General features: G+C 67.8%; 18 protein-coding genes. 8 read left to right on the top strand and 10 right to left on the bottom strand.

The window, feature by feature from the left end; translation table 11 throughout:
* Nucleotides 1-102 precede the first annotated feature (102 nt).
* The 7 genes from SJY20_RS13455 to SJY20_RS13425 form a co-directional block, all read right to left on the bottom strand.
* Entirely contained in the window at nt 103-867 is a 765-nt protein-coding gene (locus SJY20_RS13455; RefSeq protein WP_380788703.1) for a HesA/MoeB/ThiF family protein, read from the bottom strand.
* Complete coding sequence (locus SJY20_RS13450; RefSeq protein ID WP_380787424.1) at nt 864-1,283, bottom strand: hypothetical protein; 420 nt, start codon at nt 1,281-1,283, stop codon at nt 864-866. The genes SJY20_RS13455 and SJY20_RS13450 overlap by 4 nt, the downstream gene beginning before the upstream one ends.
* Nucleotides 1,280-1,717 (bottom strand): dUTP diphosphatase, encoded by a 438-nt coding sequence (gene dut, locus SJY20_RS13445; RefSeq protein ID WP_380787423.1) that lies wholly within the window; start codon nt 1,715-1,717, stop codon nt 1,280-1,282. Before dut ends, SJY20_RS13450 begins: the two co-directional genes overlap by 4 nt.
* A complete protein-coding gene (coaBC, locus tag SJY20_RS13440; RefSeq protein WP_380787422.1) occupies nt 1,714-2,898 on the bottom strand; it encodes a bifunctional phosphopantothenoylcysteine decarboxylase/phosphopantothenate--cysteine ligase CoaBC in 1,185 nt (394 codons plus the stop codon). The genes dut and coaBC overlap by 4 nt, the downstream gene beginning before the upstream one ends.
* A gap of 10 nt (nt 2,899-2,908) precedes the next feature.
* Nucleotides 2,909-4,045 (bottom strand): hypothetical protein, encoded by a 1,137-nt coding sequence (locus tag SJY20_RS13435; protein ID WP_380787421.1) that lies wholly within the window; start codon nt 4,043-4,045, stop codon nt 2,909-2,911.
* Nucleotides 4,042-5,574 carry a 2-polyprenylphenol 6-hydroxylase gene (ubiB, locus tag SJY20_RS13430; RefSeq protein WP_380787420.1) on the bottom strand — a complete coding sequence of 511 codons (1,533 nt, stop codon included), beginning with the start codon at nt 5,572-5,574 and terminating at the stop codon, nt 4,042-4,044. Before ubiB ends, SJY20_RS13435 begins: the two co-directional genes overlap by 4 nt.
* A gap of 235 nt (nt 5,575-5,809) precedes the next feature.
* A complete protein-coding gene (locus tag SJY20_RS13425) occupies nt 5,810-6,571 on the bottom strand; it encodes a class I SAM-dependent methyltransferase (protein ID WP_380787419.1) in 762 nt (253 codons plus the stop codon).
* A gap of 55 nt (nt 6,572-6,626) precedes the next feature.
* Here SJY20_RS13425 and mutM point away from each other — a divergent pair, with 55 nt between their 5' ends.
* The 4 genes from mutM (at nt 6,627) to SJY20_RS13405 (ending at nt 11,467) form a co-directional block, all read left to right on the top strand.
* On the top strand, nt 6,627-7,442 hold the full coding sequence (gene mutM, locus SJY20_RS13420) for a bifunctional DNA-formamidopyrimidine glycosylase/DNA-(apurinic or apyrimidinic site) lyase (protein WP_380787418.1): 816 nt from the start codon (nt 6,627-6,629) through the stop codon (nt 7,440-7,442).
* 110 nt (nt 7,443-7,552) lie between these two features.
* Nucleotides 7,553-7,816, top strand: coding sequence for a 30S ribosomal protein S20 (gene rpsT / locus SJY20_RS13415; protein ID WP_031394736.1), 264 nt, complete (start codon nt 7,553-7,555; stop codon nt 7,814-7,816).
* A gap of 425 nt (nt 7,817-8,241) precedes the next feature.
* Nucleotides 8,242-9,720 (top strand): chromosomal replication initiator protein DnaA, encoded by a 1,479-nt coding sequence (dnaA, locus tag SJY20_RS13410; RefSeq protein WP_380787417.1) that lies wholly within the window; start codon nt 8,242-8,244, stop codon nt 9,718-9,720.
* A 52-nt stretch (nt 9,721-9,772) separates the two neighbouring features.
* Complete coding sequence (locus SJY20_RS13405) at nt 9,773-11,467, top strand: hypothetical protein (protein ID WP_380787416.1); 1,695 nt, start codon at nt 9,773-9,775, stop codon at nt 11,465-11,467.
* A 4-nt stretch (nt 11,468-11,471) separates the two neighbouring features.
* Here the strand turns inward: SJY20_RS13405 and trpS are convergent, their stop codons facing one another.
* Genes trpS through secB form a run of 3 tightly spaced genes read right to left on the bottom strand, consistent with a single transcriptional unit; the run spans nt 11,472 to nt 14,581 of the window.
* Complete coding sequence (gene trpS / locus SJY20_RS13400; protein ID WP_380787415.1) at nt 11,472-12,476, bottom strand: tryptophan--tRNA ligase; 1,005 nt, start codon at nt 12,474-12,476, stop codon at nt 11,472-11,474.
* Nucleotides 12,477-12,484: 8 nt separating this feature from the next.
* Nucleotides 12,485-14,050, bottom strand: a complete 1,566-nt coding sequence (gene murJ, locus SJY20_RS13395; protein WP_380787414.1) for a murein biosynthesis integral membrane protein MurJ — start codon at nt 14,048-14,050, stop codon at nt 12,485-12,487.
* Between the two features lie 21 nt (nt 14,051-14,071).
* The gene (gene secB, locus SJY20_RS13390; protein ID WP_380787413.1) at nt 14,072-14,581 is read right to left on the bottom strand and encodes a protein-export chaperone SecB; all 510 of its coding nucleotides are present in this window, start codon (nt 14,579-14,581) and stop codon (nt 14,072-14,074) included.
* A 158-nt stretch (nt 14,582-14,739) separates the two neighbouring features.
* Here secB and SJY20_RS13385 point away from each other — a divergent pair, with 158 nt between their 5' ends.
* The 4 genes from SJY20_RS13385 to SJY20_RS13370 all read left to right on the top strand — a co-directional run bounded on the left by SJY20_RS13385 (nt 14,740) and on the right by SJY20_RS13370 (nt 19,892).
* A complete protein-coding gene (locus SJY20_RS13385; RefSeq protein WP_380787412.1) occupies nt 14,740-15,384 on the top strand; it encodes a Tim44/TimA family putative adaptor protein in 645 nt (214 codons plus the stop codon).
* Nucleotides 15,384-16,700 carry a murein transglycosylase A gene (locus SJY20_RS13380; RefSeq protein WP_380787411.1) on the top strand — a complete coding sequence of 439 codons (1,317 nt, stop codon included), beginning with the start codon at nt 15,384-15,386 and terminating at the stop codon, nt 16,698-16,700. The genes SJY20_RS13385 and SJY20_RS13380 overlap by 1 nt, the downstream gene beginning before the upstream one ends.
* Entirely contained in the window at nt 16,675-17,265 is a 591-nt protein-coding gene (locus SJY20_RS13375) for a Smr/MutS family protein (protein WP_380787410.1), read from the top strand. Before SJY20_RS13380 ends, SJY20_RS13375 begins: the two co-directional genes overlap by 26 nt.
* Before the next feature lie 158 nt (nt 17,266-17,423).
* A complete protein-coding gene (locus SJY20_RS13370; protein ID WP_380787409.1) occupies nt 17,424-19,892 on the top strand; it encodes a TonB-dependent receptor plug domain-containing protein in 2,469 nt (822 codons plus the stop codon).
* Nucleotides 19,893-19,934: the final 42 nt, after the last annotated feature.

Genomic DNA, 19,934 nt, shown 5'->3' with positions numbered 1-19,934 from the left:
TGGTGGAACCCCACCGCAAGACCGTCCTGTCACACATCGGACAGGGGCTTTACCCTATCCCTATGCCCGCTGCCATCGGGCCGCGTTACAATGCTGACGGAGTCAGGGCGGCGGCGCCTTGGAACAGGCCGGGCATCCCGCGTCCTTTGGAAGGCGGATCGTTCGGAAGCGCAGTGCGAGCAGGTCGACGATCAGCAGCTTGCCGGCAGGGTCGTCGCCGAACGGTGCGATCGCACGCAGCACTTCGAGCGCGGCGAGGCTGCCGAGGACGCCGGTGACGGGGCCGAGCACGCCGTCCTCGGCGCAGCTCGTCTCCGCGCGTTCGGGGTCCTCGCCGACGAAGCAGCGATAGCAGGGCTTGTCGTTCTCCCAACCGCGATAGACCGCGAGCTGGCCCTCGAACTGTCCGACGGCGGAGGATACCAGCGGGATCTGCAGCGCGTGCGCGGCGTCGGCCACCACGAAACGGGTGGCGAAATTGTCGCAGCCGTCGAGGACGACGTCGCAGCCCTGCAGCAGTGCGGTGACGTTGTCGTGATCGAGGCGGATGCGGTGCGGCTCGACCGTCACATGCGGGTTGATGCGGATCGCGGCGGCGGTGGCGGCGTCGACCTTGGCGACCCCCGTGTCGGCGGTGGTGAAGATCGTCTGGCGCTGCAGGTTGGATGGCTCGACCGAATCGTCGTCGATCAGCACCAGACGGCCGATCCCGGCCGCGGCGAGATACTGGATCGCCGGCGAGCCGATGCCGCCGGCGCCGACGATCGCGACCGACGCCGCCTTTAGCCGCGCCTGTCCGGCGCCGCCGAATTCCTTGAGCACGATATGCCGGGCGTAGCGGGCGAGTTCGTCGTCGGAGAGCGTCACTGGCTCCACGCGAAGGTCATGCTGGTGCGGTACCAGGTATCGGCGAGCGCACCGCGAACATCGACATTGTCGCGCGCCGTGCCGAGCACGAGACCGGCGGCATATTGTTCGACCGTCGGGCAGTCGATCGCCCGCGGCGTGATCCGGCGGACCTGCCCGGTTGGCGTGGCCAGCACGGCAAGATCGATCTTGAGCGTCCAGCCCTGCGGCGACGCATAGGCCGCGGCGCAGCGGCCGGCGTCGACTTCGGCTCGCACGAACGCGGACAAGTCGGGCAGGTCCGATGCGGCGCGGCGGACACGCAGGATCGGCAGCGTGCTCCAGTCCTGCGGCGGTAGCGGGGCGACGATCGTCGGCTGGGTCGGGACGATGGCGGGCGGGGCAATCTGCGCCAACAGGGCGAGCAACGCGATCATTTGCCGGTCGATCCGAAACCGCCGACACCGCGAACGGTGTCATCCAGCACTGCCACCTCGTCGAGCGTGGCGCGCAGGACGACGGCGGGCACGAGCTGCGCGATGCGGTCGCCGCGCGCGATCTCGAACGGGTCCTCGCCGAGATTGGCGAGGATCACCTTCACCTCGCCGCGATAGTCGCTGTCGATCGTCCCGGGCGTGTTCAGGCAGGTCACGCCGTATTTGAGCGCGAGGCCGGAGCGCGGACGGACCTGGACCTCGTGCCCCTCGGGGATAGCGATCGCGAAACCGGTTGCCACTGCGGCACGCGCGCCGGGGGCGAGGGTCAGCGCTTCGGCGGCTACGACGTCGAGACCGGCGGCACCGGCGCTGGCATAGGCGGGCAGCGGCAGGCCCTCGCCATGCGGCAGGCGCTTGAGTTCGATACGGATCATGATCCGTCCAATAGCGCATCGGCGATACGCTCCGCCAGCCTGTCGGCGACGACCTGCTTGGGAAGCCGGTCCCAGCTCTCGACGCCGGCCGCGGTGACGAGGTGGACGGTATTGGTCGCGCCGCCCATTACGTCGCCCGAAACATCGTTGGCGACGATCCAGTCGGCGGCCTTACGCGTGCGCTTGGCGACGGCGTGTTCGATGACGCGTTCGGTCTCGGCCGCGAAGCCGATGACGAGGCGGGGGCGGTCGGCTCCTTGCGCGACGCCGGCCAGGATGTCGGGGTTTTCGGCGAGGGTAAGCGCGGGTGCGCCTTCGCCCTTCTTCATCTTTTGCGGGGCGGTGGCGACGTGCCAGTCGGCGACTGCGGCAACCATGACCGCGGCGTCGGCGGGGAGCGCGGCGTCAACCACGGTCGCCATCTCGCGCGCGGTCTCGACGTCGATGCGGTCGACCCCGGACGGCGTCGCGAGCGTGACGGGGCCGGCGACCAGCGTCACGCGCGCGCCGCGTGCTGCCAGTGCCCCGGCGATCGCGAAGCCCTGGCGGCCGGAGGAACGGTTGGCGAGATAGCGGACCGGGTCGATCGGCTCGTGGGTGGGGCCGGCCGTGACGAGGATGTGCTTGCCGGCAAGGCGCCGCTCGACGGGCGCCAGCATCGCCTCGATCGCCGCGACGATCGCATCCGGCTCGGGCAAGCGGCCGGGGCCGAACTCACCACACGCCATCGGGCCTTCGTCGGGCGCCATCACCGTGACGCCGTCTGCGCGCAGCTGCGCCACGTTGCGGCGGGTGGCGACGTGCCCCCACATCCGGACGTTCATCGCAGGGGCCGCCAGCACCGGCTTGTCGGTCGCGAGCAGCAGCGTCGTCGCCAGGTCGTTGGCAAGCCCGGCCGCCATCCGCGCGAGCAGGTCGGCGGTGGCGGGGGCGACGACGATCAGGTCGGCTTCGCGGCTGAGCTGGATATGCCCCATCTCGGCCTCGTCCTTGAGGTCCCACAGCGTCGTATAGACCTTGTCCTCGCTGAGCGCGGCGAGCGTCATCGGGGTGACGAAGTGATGCCCCGACTCAGTCAGCACACAGCGAACGGCGTGGCCGCGCTTCTTGAGCAGACGGATGAGTTCGGCCGCCTTGTACGCGGCGATGCCGCCGCCGACGATCAGGAGGATGCGCTTCATGACCGCTGCTCTAGCGAATAACGCGCGTCACCGTAATGCGCCGCGTATCGCGCGCGGCGGCGATCATGTCGCGCAGACCGTCGACCGCGAAGACCAGCCCGACCAGCAGCACGGGCGTGGTGATCAGCGCCCAGTAGAAATTGTCGCTGCGCGCGAACAGCGAGATAAGCGCGGCATAGGCGGCGAAGACGATCAGCGCGCGGGTTGCAATTGGGTCGCGCCACGCCAGCCAACCGAACAGCGACGTGCCGAGGATCAGCGAGGCAAGCCACTGTGGCACGATGTCGAGGCCCGACGAGATGGTCGCGAGCCTGACGTAGAAGCCGAATCCCTCGAGCCCGCTCCAGCCCTGCGATACGCGATCGAGCGGGCCACTGACGAGCGAGACCGCGTGCGCGTGGGCGGCAAGGGCCAGTGCGAAGATCGCGATCGCGCCGAGCCAGCCGAGTGTCTCGCGGCGCTCGCCCTCGACCCAGGCGATCACCGCCATGATCGCGACGTACAGCAGCGCGGTCTCGCGGATCAGCATCGCCGACAGCCCGAACGCGACCGCGGGCAGCCAGTGGCCGGGCCGGCGCAGCGCCAGCGACAGCGCGATCAAGGGGCCTGCCCAGATCTCGTGGAACACCACGAAGCTCGGATCGAGGTTCACATAGAGACCTGCGACGACCAGTAGGCCTGCCACGCCGAGCGGGACGACACCGGTCGTTTCCGGGCGAAGTCGCGCGACCCAGGCGAGTATCGTCCCGATGCACAGCCCCAGCAGCAGAAGTTTCACCAACAGGGGGGGCAACGCCGCCTCGACCACTGCAAGCGTCGGCAGGCGGACCGCGAAGAAGGGTTTCAGCGGATAATGCCCCATCCGCTGCGTCTCGGCGGCGACCGCGTAATAGGGGGATCCACTCCGAACGCCCGCGACGATCGACTGGTAGAGGAGGAGGTCGGTCTGGCCAGGTGAGTCGTCCGACGCGGTCGCGATCGGTTTCTGATCGCCGCTCGGGCGCGGTCCGGGCGAAGCGACCGCTGTCAGGCAGGCGGCTAGGAAAAGGATGAACACCGCCAGGCCGATCCGGGCCTGCACGCGCGGCATGCCCGCGAACCGCGTCGCGCCGGTGATCCATATCGGAGCGCGGCGCGGCGCCCTCATCCGAGCAGCAGCGTGGCCACGACCCCGGCGGCTGCCGCGAGGAGCGCGACGAGGCCGTAGCGCCAGCCGCCACCGATGCGGACGATCTCGATCGCGCGCAGCGGCGGGGCGGGGGGCTCGCCCCCGGCAGCAGGATAATGCGCCTCGATCCGGCGGACCAGGTCGGGGAGGCGGGTTAGGAGGCGGAAATCCTCGACCAGCCGGTCGGCAAGCGCCGCTTCCGGGCCGAGCTCGCCGCGGATCCAGTCGCGGACGAACGGCTCGGCGGTGCTCCACAGGTTGATGTCGGGATCGAGGCTGGTGGCGACGCCCTCGACCATCACCATCGTCTTCTGCAGCAGCAACAGATGCGGCTGCGTCACCATGTCGAAATCGCGCGTGATCGAGAACAGGCTGTCGAGCATCATGCCGATCGACATGTCCTTGACCGGTAGCCCGCGCATCGGCTCGCCGACGGCGCGCAGCGCGGTGGCGAATTCGTTGACGTCGTGATGACGCGGTACGTAGCCGGCCTCGAAATGGATTTCCGCCACCCGCACATAGTTGCCGGTGATCAGCCCGTAGAGGATCTCGGCCAGCCAGACCCGGGCGCGCCGGTCGATCCGGCCCATGATCCCGAAGTCGATCGCGGCGATGCGGTTGCCGGGCAGCGCGAACAGGTTTCCCTGGTGCATGTCGGCATGGAAGAACCCATCGGCGATCGCCTGGCGGAGGAAGGCCCGGACCAGCAGCTGCGCGAGCGCGGGCAGGTCGTAGCCCGCCGCGACCAACGCGGCGCGGTTCGACAGCTTGATGCCGTCGATCCATTCGATCGTCATGACCTTTGCGGTCGACCGCGCCCAGTCGATCTGCGGCACGATGAAGTCCGACTCGGCGGTCATGTTCTCGGCAAGCTCGGACGCCGACGCCGCCTCGCGTCGGAAATTGAGTTCTCTCAGGGTCCAGCGCTTGAACGTCTCGATCGTCAGGCGCGGGCGTAGTCGTGCGGCTTCGGGGCTCAGCGCCTCGAGCTGCGCTGCGGCCCAGCTATAGGTGTCGATCGCGCGCGCGAATTCGTCCTCGACGCCCGGGCGCAGCACCTTGACCGCGACCTGGCGGCCGTCGGTGGTGACCGCCCGGTGGACCTGCGCGATCGAGGCGGCACCGACCGGGACCTGCTCGATCCGGCTGTACAGGTCCTCGAGCGGGCGGCCGAAGCTCGCGAGCATCGCCGCCTCGATCGTCGCATAGGGCACTGGCGAGAGCTGGTCCTGCAGCCGCAGCAGGTCGTGCGCGGCGGCTTCGCCGACCAGGTCGGGGCGAGTCGCGAGCGTCTGGCCGAGCTTGATCGCGGCGGGGCCGATCGCCTGGAACGCATCGGCGTAGCGCGGGATCTTCGGCACGCGGGCGCCGATGCGGGCGATGCGGGCGAGGCGACGGACCGGGGCGGGGGTGTTCGGATCGCGCTCGATCCCCGACAGCGCGCCGTGACGCGCAAGGATCCTGCCCCATTTGAGCAGCCGCCAGACATGGGTGGTCGAGGCTGTCACTGGGCAGTGGAGAAGATTGGTTCACGCAAAGGCGCGAAGGCACGAAGGAGAAGTAGGAGGTTGGTTCGCGCAGAGGCGCAGAGGACGCAGAGGTGTTGCGCCCGAGCGCGCACGCGGCTTTTCACGATCAGCGATCGAAAAATAATACGCAGACGCGCGTGCAGCCCCTTTGCGCTCTCTGCGCCTCTGCGCGAACCCAATCTTCTCTTCGCGTCTTCGCGGCTTCGCGTGATCATCAAATCTTCCAGCCGCTGTGGATCGCGACCAGCCCGCCCAGCAGCGGTTCGACCTTGGTCTGGACGAAGCCGGCCTCGGCGATCATCGCCTTGAACTGCGGCATGCGCGGGAAGCGGCGGATCGATTCGATCAGGTACCGATAGCTGTCGGCATCCTGTGCGAGCAACTGGCCGAGTTTCGGCACCATCTTGTGCGAATAGGCGTCATAGACCTCGGCAAAGCCCGGCCACTGGGTGGTCGAGAATTCGAGGCAATAGAAGCGCCCGCCACGACGGAGCACGCGGTGCGCCTCGCGGAGTGCCTTGGGGATGTCCGTCACGTTCCGGATGCCGAACGCGATCGTGTAGGCGTCGAAGAACTTGTCCGGGAACGCCAGCGTCTCCGCATTCGCCTCGGTCCAGACCAGGCCGTCGATGCCGCGCTTCCGGGCGCGTTCCATGCCGACTTCGAGCATCTGCGGGTTGATGTCGGCGACCGTGATCGATGCGCCCGACGGTTCCATGCGGAACGCGATGTCGCCGGTGCCGCCGGCCATGTCGAGGATCTGCTCGCCCTCGCGCGGCTTTACGCGGCGGACGAAGCGATCCTTCCACAGCCGGTGCATGCCGCCCGACATCGCGTCGTTCATCAGGTCGTATTTGGCCGCGACGTTCGAGAAGATGCCGCCGACGCGGGCGGTTTTTTCCGATGCGGGGATGTCTTCGTAGCCGAAGGAGACGATTGCGGGCGCAAGCGGGGCGGTCGTGGCGGGCTCGGTCATGCCCGCGCTCTAGCCGCGCCTTGTGGCTCGGGCAAATGCAACCTAGCTGATTGGCGTGCCAGAACTTCCCGAAGTCGAAACCACCGTCCGCGGGCTGGAGCCCGTGCTGCTCGGGCAGCGCCTGACGCGGGTCGAGCCGCGCCGTGCCGATCTGCGCAAGGCGATCCCGGTCGACCTGCGCCAGCGGATGACCGGCTCGGTCGTCGAGCGACTCTGGCGGCGTGCGAAATACGGGCTGATCGATACCGATCGCGGCGACACGCTGGTCTTCCATCTCGGCATGTCGGGGCGGTGGCGGGTCGATCCGAGCGAGATCCTGCCGCACGACCATCTGCTGATCGAAACCGCGGCGGGGCGGTTGGTCGCGCTCAACGATCCGCGGCGGTTCGGCTTTCTCGATCTCTGGGCCACCGAGGACATCGCGAACTATCCGCCGTTCCTGGCCACCGGACCCGAGCCGCTGGGGCCCGACCTGACCGCCGCCTACCTGATGGAGATGCTGGCGGGGCGGGGCGCCTCGATCAAGGCGATGCTGCTCGACCAGCGGATCGTCGCGGGGCTGGGCAACATCTATGTCTGCGAGGCGCTGCATCTCGCGCGAATCGCACCGAGCCGTGCGGCGGGGCGAATTTCGCTGTTTCGACTCGAACGACTCGTCGAGGCGATCCGCACCGTACTGACCGCGGCGATCTTGGCCGGCGGATCGACGCTCAAGGATTATGCGCGACCCGACGGCGAACTCGGCTATTTCTCCAAGCAGTGGCGCGTCTATGGGCGCGAGGGCCTGCCATGCGACTGCGGCGGCATCGTCAAGCGCCGGACCGAGAACGGCCGATCGACCTTCTGGTGCCCGCGCTGCCAGCGCGGTTGACGATAAGCCGGTTGACGATTTGGGCCGGACTAGCTAGGGACCGCGACTTCGAGAGGGCGTAGGAGCAATCCGGCGCCCCTTTTTATCATTCCAGCATCCACGAGGGCTTCATGGCGAACACGCCGCAGGCGAAAAAGCGTATCCGTCGCAACGACCGTCGCGCGGAAGTGAACGGCAACCGAGTCGGCCGCATCCGTACCTTCATCAAGAAGGTCGAGGCCGCATTGGCTTCGGGCGACAAGGGCGCAGCGACCACGGCACTCGCAGCGGCGCAGCCTGAGCTGCAGCGCGGCGTCGCCAAGGGCGTGCTGCACAAGAACACCGCGAGCCGGAAGTTCGCACGCCTGACCAAGGCCGTGACCGGACTCGCCTGAGCCCGACCACGATTGGTAAGCGGATCGCCCGCCGGAGTCCTCTCCGGCGGGTTTTTTGCGTCTGCGAAGGTTCGCTCCGCAAGACTCCGGAATCCACGGATTCCTCACGATTCGAGCAACCTGCCAACGACCCGCTCCAGGGTCGAAATCAAGAAAAATCTGTTAACTGAGGAACTTATAAAAATTCCGACGCATTTCCGCGGCTTGTTGGCGTCAACCCAGTTTATTTCAAAAATCTGACAGGCGCGGGCCTTGCTCAACGCGCCGATCGCTTCATAACTACAGCCAACGCGACGGTGGATCACGGTCGCATCATTAGGAACTGGCGAAGATGCCGGGCTGCCTTTCGGCGGTCACGGGGGGACATTGCCTGTTGGAATTTTAGCCGCCTGCGCGAGTGTCGCGCGGGCTCGGAAAGGTGCGCGTTGACGAATTGGGCCGGACAGACGACGCGAGCGGGCGAGGCCGAACAGGCCTGGGCACGCGTGCGCACGTCGCTCCGGGAGTCGGCCGGCGCGCGATTGTTCGATCAATGGCTGAAGCCGATCGAACTGGTGCCGGGCAGCGATGCCGACACGATTCGTCTCGCACTGCCATCCGCCTTCATGACCAACTGGGTGCGCAGCCATTATGCGGACCGGCTGACGCTCGAGTTCCGGCAGATCATGCCGGGTGTCCGGAGCGTCCAGATCGAGACGCGGGTGGCAGGGCCCGCACCGGTTGCGTTGTCGCTGGTACCCGAAACCGCTGCGCCTTCTCCGGCTGCGCCGACCACGGTCGCGCCGGCCGCCATCCCGACGCCGGTTCGAAGCTTCGGGGTCGATCCCTCGATCAGGCCCGCGCCGGCGCTGGTCGCGGCGCGTCCGCTGCCGCCCGCCGAGCGTCCGCCGCTCGATCCGCGCTACACCTTCGACCGATTCGTCGTCGATGCGTCGAACAAGGTCGCGTTCAACGCGGCGCGGGTGTTGGCCGAGCCGGGCCCGGTGCGTTTCTCGCCGCTGTTCCTTCATAGCGGCACGGGGCAGGGCAAGACCCACCTGATGCACGCGATCGGCCATGCGTTCCTCGCGGCCAACCCGCAGGCGATCGTGCTCTGCATGTCGGCCGAGCGCTTCATGTATGATTTCGTTGCCGCACTGCGTGCACGGGACACCCATGCCTTCAAGCAGCGCCTGCGCGGTGCTGATTTGCTGCTGATCGACGACCTGCAGTTCATTGCGGGCAAGGATGCGACGCAGGAAGAGTTCTTTCACACCGTCAACGAGATCATGGCGGCGGGCAAGCGGCTGGTGATTTCGGCGGATCGTTGTCCGCAGGCGCTGGAAGGCGTCGAGGCGCGGATCATCAGCCGGATGGCGGTGGGGCTGGTCGCCGACATCAAGGCGCCGGACCTCGCGCTGCGCCGCGCGATCCTCGATCGCAAGCTGGTCGACCTGCCCGACATGCGCGTGCCGCTCGACGTGCTCGACCTGCTCGCCAGCCGGATCCAGGCCAACATCCGCGAACTGGAAGGCGCGCTGAACCGCGTCGTCGCCTATGCGCAGCTGACCGGGGACAGCATCGACCTCGATTTCGCGATCGCGACGCTGGGCGAAGTTCTTCGTGGTGCGCAGAAGCGCGTGACGATCGACGAGATCCAGAAGCTGGTGTCCGCGCATTTCGAGCTGAAGCCGCTCGACCTCATCTCCGCCCGCCGTGCCCGCGCGGTCGCGCGACCACGCCAGATCGCGATGTACCTGGCGAAGCGGCTGACGACACGCTCGCTGCCCGAGATCGGGCGGAAGTTCGGCGGCCGCGATCATTCGACGGTGATCCATGCGGTGCGCCGCATCGAGGAACTGCGCGACGTCGACCGCGACATCGACGCCGCGGTCCGCGTGCTGATGCGCGAGCTCGAGGGCTGATCGCGCTGCTTGGCTAACGCGATGTTAAGCGCGTCCGGCGATGGTCGCGCGGATGGAGCCCATCGCTAACGCCGACCCGATCCAGTCCCTGCTGCTGCGGTCGGGCATCGCCGCGCTGCTGCTGTGCGGGTTCGCGGCGGTAACGATCCCGTACGCCGTCCCCAACACGCTGATGGACTATTATTTCTTCCATCAGGACGTCTGGCTGCTGGGCGTCGGCGGGCTGATGTTGTGCGTCACGTCTCGGCTGGCGTTCGGATCGCGAGCGCTTCCGACCCGGACCTGGCCGTTGGTCGTGGCCGTGACGATAGTCGCGCTACTGGCGTATGTCGGATCGTTCGTCGTGATGCAGCGCTACGCACTGTCGCGCGACGAGGTGATGGCCGATCTTGCGGCGGCGTATTTTCGCGATGGTCTCGCTGGTCGTCCGGTGCCGGCGGGGTGGCAAACGCTCGCCAGCGCAATGATGCCGTGGGCCGATACCGCGCATGGCCTGTGGACGTCGAACTATCTGCCGGTCGGCTCGCTGCTGCGCGGTGGGGCGTGGCTGCTCGGCGATCCGTTCCTTGCGGGTCCTTTGCTGCTCGTCGTCGGCTGCGGCGGGCTGTGGGTGTCGGCGCGGAAAATCTGGCCCGAGCGGGTCGAGCCTGCTGTCGTCGCGCTGGTGCTGGCGTTGAGCTCGACCCAGCTGCTCGCCAACGCGATGACCGCCTATGCGATGACCGCGCATTTCGCGCTCAACGCGGTGTGGCTCGCCTGCTACCTGCGGCGCGACGCGCGCGGGCATGCGGCGGCGATCGTGATCGGGCTGCTCGCGACCGGGCTTCACCAGGTCCAGTTCCACATCCTGTTCGTCTCGGGCTTCATCGTCTGGGATTTCGTCGGCGGACGACGGCGGACGGCTTTGCTCTACCTTGGCGCGTGTCTCGGTTATCTGCTGGTCTGGGGCTGGCTGTACCCGGATGTCATCCTGCGCTGGGCGCTCGGCCCGCCGCCGCGCAGTACCGAGCCGGCCTTGCCGTTCGGTGCGCTGCTGATGAAATTCGCCGGGCGGATCGGCGACCTGCAGCCGATCAGCAGCCTGGCGCGCTTCGCGGCCTGGCAGAACATCCTGTTGCTACCGCTTGCGTTCGTCGGCGCGCGCGATCTGCGGGATGCGGAAGGGCGGCCGACGATCATGGTCGCGTTCGCGGTGTCGTGTACGGTCGGGCTGCTGTCGATGGTCTATCAGGGGCATGGTTATGGCTATCGCTATCTGCACGGCCTGATCCCGTGCTTCTGCCTGCTCGCGGCGGGGGGCTGGGTGCGGCTGTCGGAAGCTCGCGGGCGGCCGATGCCGGCGGCGCTGCTGTGGGTCAGCTGTGCGTTCGCGCTGGTGTTTACCGCACCGGTCGCGCTGACGCTGTCGCACCGGTTCCTGCACCCTTATGCCACCGCCTACCGCGTGCTGCGCGCGGCCCCGGCGGACGTGGTGCTGGTCGATGGCCGGGGGGGCGCCTTCATCGAGGATCTGGTGCGGATCGACGGACCGATCGCGCGGCCCGTTCTGCTCGATATGAGCTTCGTGTCGCTCGCCGACCTGCGCCGGTTGTGCGCGGGCAACCGCGTGATGATCTTCGACCAGATCCAGGCGCGACCACTGGGGATCCCGGCGGGCGGCGATGCCGGCAAATACGAACGCCATCTGGTTGCTGGCCGGGCGCTGCTCGACCGGCTGCATTGCGGGCAGCCGGTGCCAATCAGCTGACCCGTCAGATTTGCAGCCCGACCGCCTCCTGTGCCGCACGCAGCGTCGGCGCCGCGAGGGTGCGGGCGCGGTCTGCACCATGGTCCAGGATAGCGGCGACTGCGCTGCGATCCTCGAGAAGCGCGGTCAGGCGATCGCGGATTGGTCCGAGCGACGCAACCGCAAGGTCGGCGAGCGCGGGTTTGAACGCGCCGAAGCCCTGACCGGCGAACTGCGCAAGGACCGCGTCAACGCCAGTGCCGGCGAGTGCCGCATAGATCGTCACCAGGTTGCGCGCTTCCGGCCGGCCTTCGAGGCCATCGGCTGTCTCGGGGAGCGTATCCGCATCGGACTTCGCCTTGCGCAGTTTCTGGACGATGACGTCGTCGCTATCGACCAGGTTGATTCGCGAGGCGTCGGACGGGTCGGACTTCGACATCTTTGCGGTGCCGTCGCGCAGGGACATAATCCGCGGCGCGGCCTTGCTGATCAGCGGTTCGGGCAGCGTGAACAGCTCGACGTTGAAATCGGTGTTGAACTTGGTCGCGATGTCGCGCGCGAGTTCGAGATGCTGCTTCTGGTCGTCGCCGACCGGGACATGCGTCGCGTTGTAGAGCAGCACGTCGGCGGCCTGCAGCACCGGGTAGACGAACAGCCCGACGCTGGCGCCTTCGCGGTTCTTGCCGGCCTTGTCCTTCCACTGCGTCATGCGGTTGAGCCAGCCCATCCGCGCGGTCCCGTTGAGGATCCAGGCGAGCTCGCTGTGCGCCGGCACCCGCGCTTGGTTGAACAGGATCGCGCGGGTCGGGTCGATCCCCGACGCGATCAGGGTCGCCGCCATCTCGATGGTGTTGGCGCCGAGTTCCCTCGGGTCGATCGCGACGGTCAGCGCATGGAGGTCGGCGAGGAAGAACAGGCAGTCGTCGCCATCCGTCATCGAATCCTGCATCGCCACCCATTGCCGGATCGCGCCGAGGTAGTTGCCGAGGTGGAGATTGCCCGTGGGCTGGATGCCGGAAACGACGCGCATGGAAAAGCCTATTTGGAACGGCGCAGGAGCGTGGCGATATCGCCGAGCCGGAACGCGCCGGTGAGTAACGTGGCGATCGCATAGACGACCCCGCCGGTGGTCACCAGCACCACCATCGCACCCCAGCGCTCGATGCTGGTGCCGGTCACGAACGGCTGGAACAGGTGGTTGAGGAAGAACATCACCCCGCCCATGATGAGCGCCGCGACCAGCAGCCGCCCAGTACGGCGTGCGAGCCGCGCGTCCGCCTTGAAATGACCGCGACGGACCAGCGTGCGGTACAGCAGCGCGACGTTGACCGTGCTGGCGATCGCGGTGGCGAGCGGCGGGCCCATATGCCCGAGCGGCTTTATGAAGGCGATGTTGAGCACCAGGTTCACGACCATCGACATCGTCGCATAGCGCACCGGCGTGCGGGTGTCCGACCGCGCGTAATAACCGGGCGTCAGCACCTTCACGAGGATGTACGACGGCAGCCCGATCGAGAAGGCGGCGAGCGCCTGCGCCGTGAAGACGGCGTCCTGCGCGGAAAATTTGCCGTGCTGGAACAGCGCGCCGACGATCGGCATGCCGCAGACGATCAGCGCGACGGTGGCGGGCAGGGTCAGGAACAGCGCGAGCTCCATGCCGCGATTCTGCGTTTCCATCGCCTGGGCATCCTCGCCGCGGCCGAGTTGGCGCGAGATCGTCGGCAGCAGGACGGTGCCGAGACCGATGCCGATCAGGCCGAGCGGCAACTGGTTCAGGCGATCGGCGAAATAGATGTACGAGACCGATCCGGCGGGCAGCAACGCGGCGGCCAGCGCAGTCGAGACGACGAGGTTGATCTGCACCGCGCCAGCGCCTGCAGCGGCAGGCCAGATCAGGCTCATCAGTTTCTTGACGTCCGGGTTCAGCTGCGGCCGCTTGAGGCGCAAACGAATGCCCGATGTCCGGCAGGCATAGATCAGCCAGAGCAGCTGCAGCGCACCCGAGACGGTGACCGCGATCCCCTGGTTGCGCGCGGTCATCAGCGGTTCGTTCGCGTGGAACAATAGCAGCGCGGCGATCAGCGTGGCGTTGAGCAGGATCGGCGCGGCGGCGTTGACCCAGAATTTGTGCAGCGAATTGAGGATCCCGCCGAGCAGCGAGACGAGGCTGATCAGCAAGAGATAGGGCAGCATCAGCCGCGACAGGTGCACCACGAACGCGAAACGCTCCGCGGGAACGCCATTGAAGCCCAGCGTCAGCAGCCAGGTCAGTGGCCAGGCCGCCGCCTCGAGCAGCGCGGTCATCACGATCAGTGTCGGCAGCAGCACCGATAGCGCGTCTTCGGCGAACGCGATGCCGTCGGGCAGGCCGCGACCGTCCTTGTCGCCGACTTTCCGATTGAACATCGGGATGAACGCGGCGCTGAATGCGCCCTCCGCGAAAAGCGCGCGGAACATGTTGGGTAGCCGGAACGCGATCAAATATGCGTCTGAGGCAAATCCGGCGCCGACGAAGCGCGCGAACAGCGCGTCGCGAACAAGCCCCAGGACGCGGCTGGCGAGCGTCAGCCCGCCGACCGATCCCAGGGCTTTGGTAAGGTTCATGGAAGGGGTTCGGACGGGCGCTTAGGCCTGCCCGAAATCACCCACGTTGGGCTGCACGCCCTGTTCGGCCTGCTGCAGATAGAGCTGGCCGAAATCGATCGGCTCGAGCAGCAGCGGCGGGAAGCCGCCGTCGCGGACCGCATCGCTGAGCACGCGACGGGCGAACGGGAACAGCAGGCGCGGCGCTTCGCCGAGCAGGAACGGCTGGACATGCTCGGCGGGGATGTTGCGGAGCCCGAACAGCCCGGCATAGGAAAGGTCGACGATGAAGGCGACCTGGCCTTCGCTCTCGGCGCGGACGTCGATCTTCAGTACGACTTCATGCACTTCGTCGCCGACCTGCGCCGCGCCGATGTTGAACTGTACGTCGATCGCGGGCGGGGTCTGGTTCTGGTATACCGCAGGCGCGTTCGGATTCTCGAACGACAGGTCCTTGATATACTGCGAGATCAGCCCGGCGGCGGGAATGGTGTCCTCGCCGTTGGCCAGATTGGTGTCGGCCGCGGTCATGCCGTTGTCCTGGTCGTCCATGTCATCCTGTCCCTTGAAATGCGTAAGGACCGAAGCGGAGGGGTCGCGCGTTCGGGTCCGGTATGGCGTTCGCTAGCAGTGCGTGCGGGGCGTTTCAACGGGCGCCGCTTTGAATCGCGCGCTGCATGGCCTATGTTCGCCCGAAGATCGGAGGCACTTTGTTCTACGTAGTTCTTCTCGCGATGGTTGCAGGCTTCCTGGCGATGCGACTCTACAGCGTACTCGGCAAGCGGACCGGGCATGAGCAGCCTCTGCCGCGTGCGGCAGAGGACCGTCCCGCGACGCTATCCGTGCCGCGCTCCATCGCGCCGGTTGGTGAAGTGCGCGAGATCGCCAACCGCAACATCGAGCCGCGCGCCGAACCGGGCCTGCGCAGCATCGTCGCCGGCGAACCCGGCTTCGACGTGAGCCAGTTCCTGGAAGGCGCGCAGGCCGCGTACCGGATGGTGCTGGAGGCGTTCTGGAAGGGCGACGAGGACACGCTCGCCGAGCTGGCCGTGGACGACGTCCGCGCCGCCTTCGGCGAAGCGATCGCTGCCCGCCATGCGGCCGGCGAAGTGCTCGACAACCGCCTCGTGACGATCGAGCGCGCGATGATCGCCGACGCCAGCCTGTCGGGACGCGACGCGCGGATCACGGTGCGCTTCGACGCCGATATCGCTGCGATCACGCGCGATGCCGAGGGTAACGTCATTGCCGGGTCGATGACCGACGCGGTCGAGACGCACGACGTGTGGACCTTCGCGCGGACGCTGAAGAGCAGCGATCCGAACTGGAAGCTTGCCGACACCGACGAAGCCTGATGCGCAAGCTGGGAGGAGTGGCGCTTGGCCTGTTGCTGAGCGCGTGCGTCGGCGGGGTCGAACCGCCGCGTACGGGGGTGTCGTCGCCAAGCGATCGCGCACCCGAGCCGGCGCGGGTCCATCCGACGCGCGATACCGGCGCGTCGCCCAACATCCGCGGTATCCAGGCGCCCGCGCGGATCGTCGGCGCGGTGCCGATGCTGGCGACGCCAGTGGTATCACCGGTCGAGCCCGCGAATGCTGCGGCGGCGGGTGTGTTGCCGGGGCCTCCTGTGGCGAGCCTGCCGATCAGCGATGATCAGGCAGAGGCCGCGCTTGCCGCATTCGTCACGAGTTGCCCCGGATTGCTGCGTCGAAGCGACGTCTCGGGGCTGACCCGTGGCAGCGACTGGCAGCCCGCCTGTGCGGCGGCGCGACCGGTGCAGCGTGGCGGGGCGCGTGCGTTCTTCGCGCAGTGGCTGGAAGCGGTCCAGGTCGGCGACGGCAAGGCGTTCGCGACCGGGTATTACGAGCCGGAGATCGCCGGATCGCTGACGCGGCGGTCGGGCTATGAGGCGCCGGTGTATGGCCGGCCCGACGATCTGGTCGACGTCGACCTCGGCGCGTTCTCCGCCGGCCTCAAGGGCAAGAAGATCCGCGGGCGCGTGCAGGGCAGCAACTTCGTGCCCTATTACGACCGCACCGCGATCGAGCAGGGCGCGCTGTCGGGCAAGGCACCGGTGCTCGCCTGGGCGCGCGATCCGGTCGAACTGTTCTTCCTGCAGATTCAGGGATCGGGGCGGCTGCGGCTGCCCGATGGCGAGATCCTCCGCATCGGCTATGCGACGCAGAACGGGCGCGATTACACCGGCATCGGCGCGCTGATGAAGACTCGCGGGCTGCTCCAGCCGGGGCAAACCTCGATGCAGGGGATCGTCGCGTGGCTGCACGACCATCCGGTCGAGGGCCAGGCGATCATGCGCGAGAACAAGAGCTTCGTGTTCTTTCGCGAACTGGACGGTGCCCCCCTCGGCGCGCTTGGCCTGCCGGTGATCGGCCAGGTCAGTGCGGCGGCCGACGTCAAGTTCGTGCCCTTGGGCGCGCCCGTGTTCCTGTCGCTCGACCGGCAGGATGCGAGCGGACTGTGGGTGGTGCAGGATACCGGCGGCGCGATCAAGGGCAGCAACCGCTTCGACACCTTCTGGGGCGCGTGCGCGGCGGCGGAGGCGACTGCGGGCGGCATGGCGGGGCGCGGCACCGCGTTCCTGCTGTTGCCGGTCGGTACCGTCGCGCGCCTGAATGGAGCGCGATATGGCGGTCCGACCCCTCAACCCTGACGAGGCCCAGCTCTGGGCGAAGGTGATGGCGACCGTGCGTCCGATGCGCGCGGTGACCATTGTCGCGCATATTCCTGAGAAGCCTGCACCGGTCGGCAAACCGGTCCCGCCGCCCCCTGCGCCGCTGCACGGGGTGAAGCCAGTGGTGCGGACTCCGGTGCGCGCGCCGGTGCAGATGGCAGCAAAGCCTGTTGCGCGCGCGGCGCCCCGGCCGATCACCGAAAGCACGCTCGACGGCGGCTGGGACAAGAAGCTGGTGCGCGGCGCGGTGAGCCCGGACAGTTCGATCGACCTGCATGGGCATACGCTGGCGTCGGCGCATGCGATGCTCGATTCGGGGCTCGGCCGGGCGATCGCGCGGGGCGACCGCGTGCTGCTGCTGGTCACCGGCAAGCCGCCGCGTCCGGAGAGCGAACGGCCGCACGCGCGCGGCGCGATCCGCGCGGCGGTGACGGACTGGCTCGCTGGATCCCGGCATTCCGATGCGATCGCCGCGGTCCGCGGCGCGCATCCGCGGCATGGCGGGCAGGGTGCGCTCTACATCATTCTGCGGCGAGAGCGCTGAAGGCGCTGCTAAGGTCTGCGATCGCTGTCGTTTGCCTCGCGATGTCGCGCGGAACGCATCCGACCGTAGTTTTTTTTCGTTGAGCGAACGCCCGTCCGGGACGACTGCAGCGTACGAAAAGCCCGTCGAAGAGCGGGTTGTCAGCAGGGACCAGATATATGACCGTCTATCGTACCGCGTTCGCGTTGATCGCCTCCACCGTCGCGCTGATCGCCGCGCACGCCGCCAGCGCGCAGGCCGTGCCGCCGGCGACCACCGAGGCGAACGATCCCGCCGCCACCCCGCCGGCCGACGTGCAGGACGACATCATCGTCACCGGCACGCGCACCGCGGGCCGCTCGCGACTCGATAGCGCCTCGCCGGTCGACGTGCTGAGCGGTGCCAGCCTGCAGCGCCAGGGCACCACCGAACTCGCCACCGCGCTGTCCGCGATCGCGCCGTCGATCGACTTCCCGCGGCCGTCGGCGACCGACGGCACCGACGCGATCCGCCCGGCGACGCTGCGCGGCCTGTCGCCCGACCAGACGCTGGTGCTGATCAACGGTATCCGCGGCCACACCTCGTCGCTGCTCAACACCAATGGCAGCGTCGGCCGTGGCTCTGCGGCGGTCGATCTCAACACCGTGCCGACCGTCGCGCTCGACCGTATCGAGGTGCTGCGCGACGGGGCGTCGGCACAATATGGCTCGGACGCGATCGCCGGCGTGGTCAACCTGCGCCTGCGTGAGGCGCGATCGGGCGGCGGTGCGCAGGTCACCTACGGGTTCTACGACACCGACGTCGACACCGCGAACAACAGCCGCAACGTCAAGGGCGAGCACGCCGTCACCGCATCGGCATGGCAGGGCATCGGCTTTGGCAGCGACGGCTTCGTCACCGTGTCGGGCGAATATACCAAGCGCCAGCCGACCAATCGCGCCGACATCGACACCCGCGTCACGCCCAACCGCGTCACCGGCCGGTACGGCGACCCGGCGGTCGAGCAATATACCGGTTTCGTCAACGCGGGCACGTCGCTGACCGACAATCTGAGCCTCTACGCGTTCGGCGGATACCAGGACCGCGACAGCCGCAGCGCCGCATTCCCGCGGATCGCGGCGACGGGCGCCAGCGCCGCGACGCTCGCGCCGTTGGTGCGCGCAGGTCTTGCCGGTGGCTTCCTGCCGATCATCAATACCAAGTCGAAGGACATCAATTCGGCGGTCGGACTGCGCGGCGACGTCGGTGGGTTCAACGTCGACCTGTCGCTGAGCTATGGCCGCAACCGGATCGATTATCGCACGCTCAATTCGGCGAACTATGCGTTCGGCACCGCCAGCCCGCGGAACTTCGACGACGGGGCGACGATCTACGATCAGTATGTCGCCGGCCTCGACGTCACGCGGAAGTTCGACGTCTTGCAGTCGCTGAACGTCGCGTTCGGCGTCGAGGGGCGCCGCGAGGGCTACAAGATCGTCGCAGGTGAACTGGCCTCCTACGGCTATCCGGCCGCGGGCACGGTCACCGGCATTCCCGCCAACACCACCGCGGCGCCGGGCGCGCAGGGGTTCGGCGGGTTCTCGCCGGGCAACGCCACCGAGCGGAGCCGCCGCAACGCCAGCGTCTATCTCGATCTCGAGGCGCAGGTTACCGACAAGCTGCTCTTCGGGCTCGCCGGACGCGCCGAGGATTATTCCGATTTCGGCACCACCGCGACCGGCAAGGCCTCGCTGCGCTACGACTTCGCGCCGTGGTTCGCGCTACGCGGCACCGCATCGACCGGGTTCCGTGCACCGTCGCTGCAGCAGCAGTATTTCACGCAGACCGCGTCGGTCGTCACCAATGGCGTCCCGATCCTGACCGGCACGTTCCCGTCGGTCAGCCCGGTGGCGACCGCGCTCGGCGGCATTCCGCTCGAGCCCGAGAAGTCGACCAACCTGTCGGTCGGCACGGTGATCCGCGCCGGCGGGTTCGACTTCACGGTCGACGCATACCGCATCCACATCCGCGACCAGATCGGCCTGTCGGAGAACATCAATGCAAGCTTCAGCCCGACTGTCGCCGCGTTGCTCGCGCCGTATAACGTCTCGGCGGCGCGGTTCTTCCTGAACGGGCTCGCCTCCACGACCAAGGGTATCGACGCGGTCGCGCATTACCGGCTGTTGTCCGAAGGCGCGGGGACGTTCGACTTCACCGTGGCCGGCAACATCAACGACGTGAACGTGACGCGCGTGCCGGTCACGACGTCGACGTTGAACCCGGCGCCGACGCTGTTCGCGCGCAGCCGTATCCTGACGCTGGAGGACGGCACGCCGGGCGAGAAGGTGACGGGGTCGATCGACTGGTCGCTGGACCGACTGGGCGCGCTGGCCCGCGTGACCTATTACGGCGACGTCAACCAGCCGGGCACGCTCGTCAGCGGGAGTGCCGACGTCCACACCGGCAAGCACGCGATCACCGACCTCGAACTGCGCTATTCCGCGCCCAAGGGCGCGCAGATCGGGCTGGGCGTCAGCAATGTGTTCGACGTCTATCCGGACCGCACGATCGCGGCGAACAACACGACCGGCGTGCTGGGCTATCCGTCCTATTCGCCATTCGGTTTCAACGGCCGTTACCTTTATGCGCGCGTTGGTCTGAACTGGTGATCCGGGCCTAGCCGGACTCCGCGATGACCGGTACGCTCGTCG

It is taken from the genome of Sphingomonas sp. R86521, from assembly GCF_042466235.1.
Taxonomy (GTDB): domain Bacteria; phylum Pseudomonadota; class Alphaproteobacteria; order Sphingomonadales; family Sphingomonadaceae; genus Sphingomonas.
Note: the sequence above shows the minus strand (reverse complement) of the source record. Positions and strands in the feature narration are given on the sequence as shown.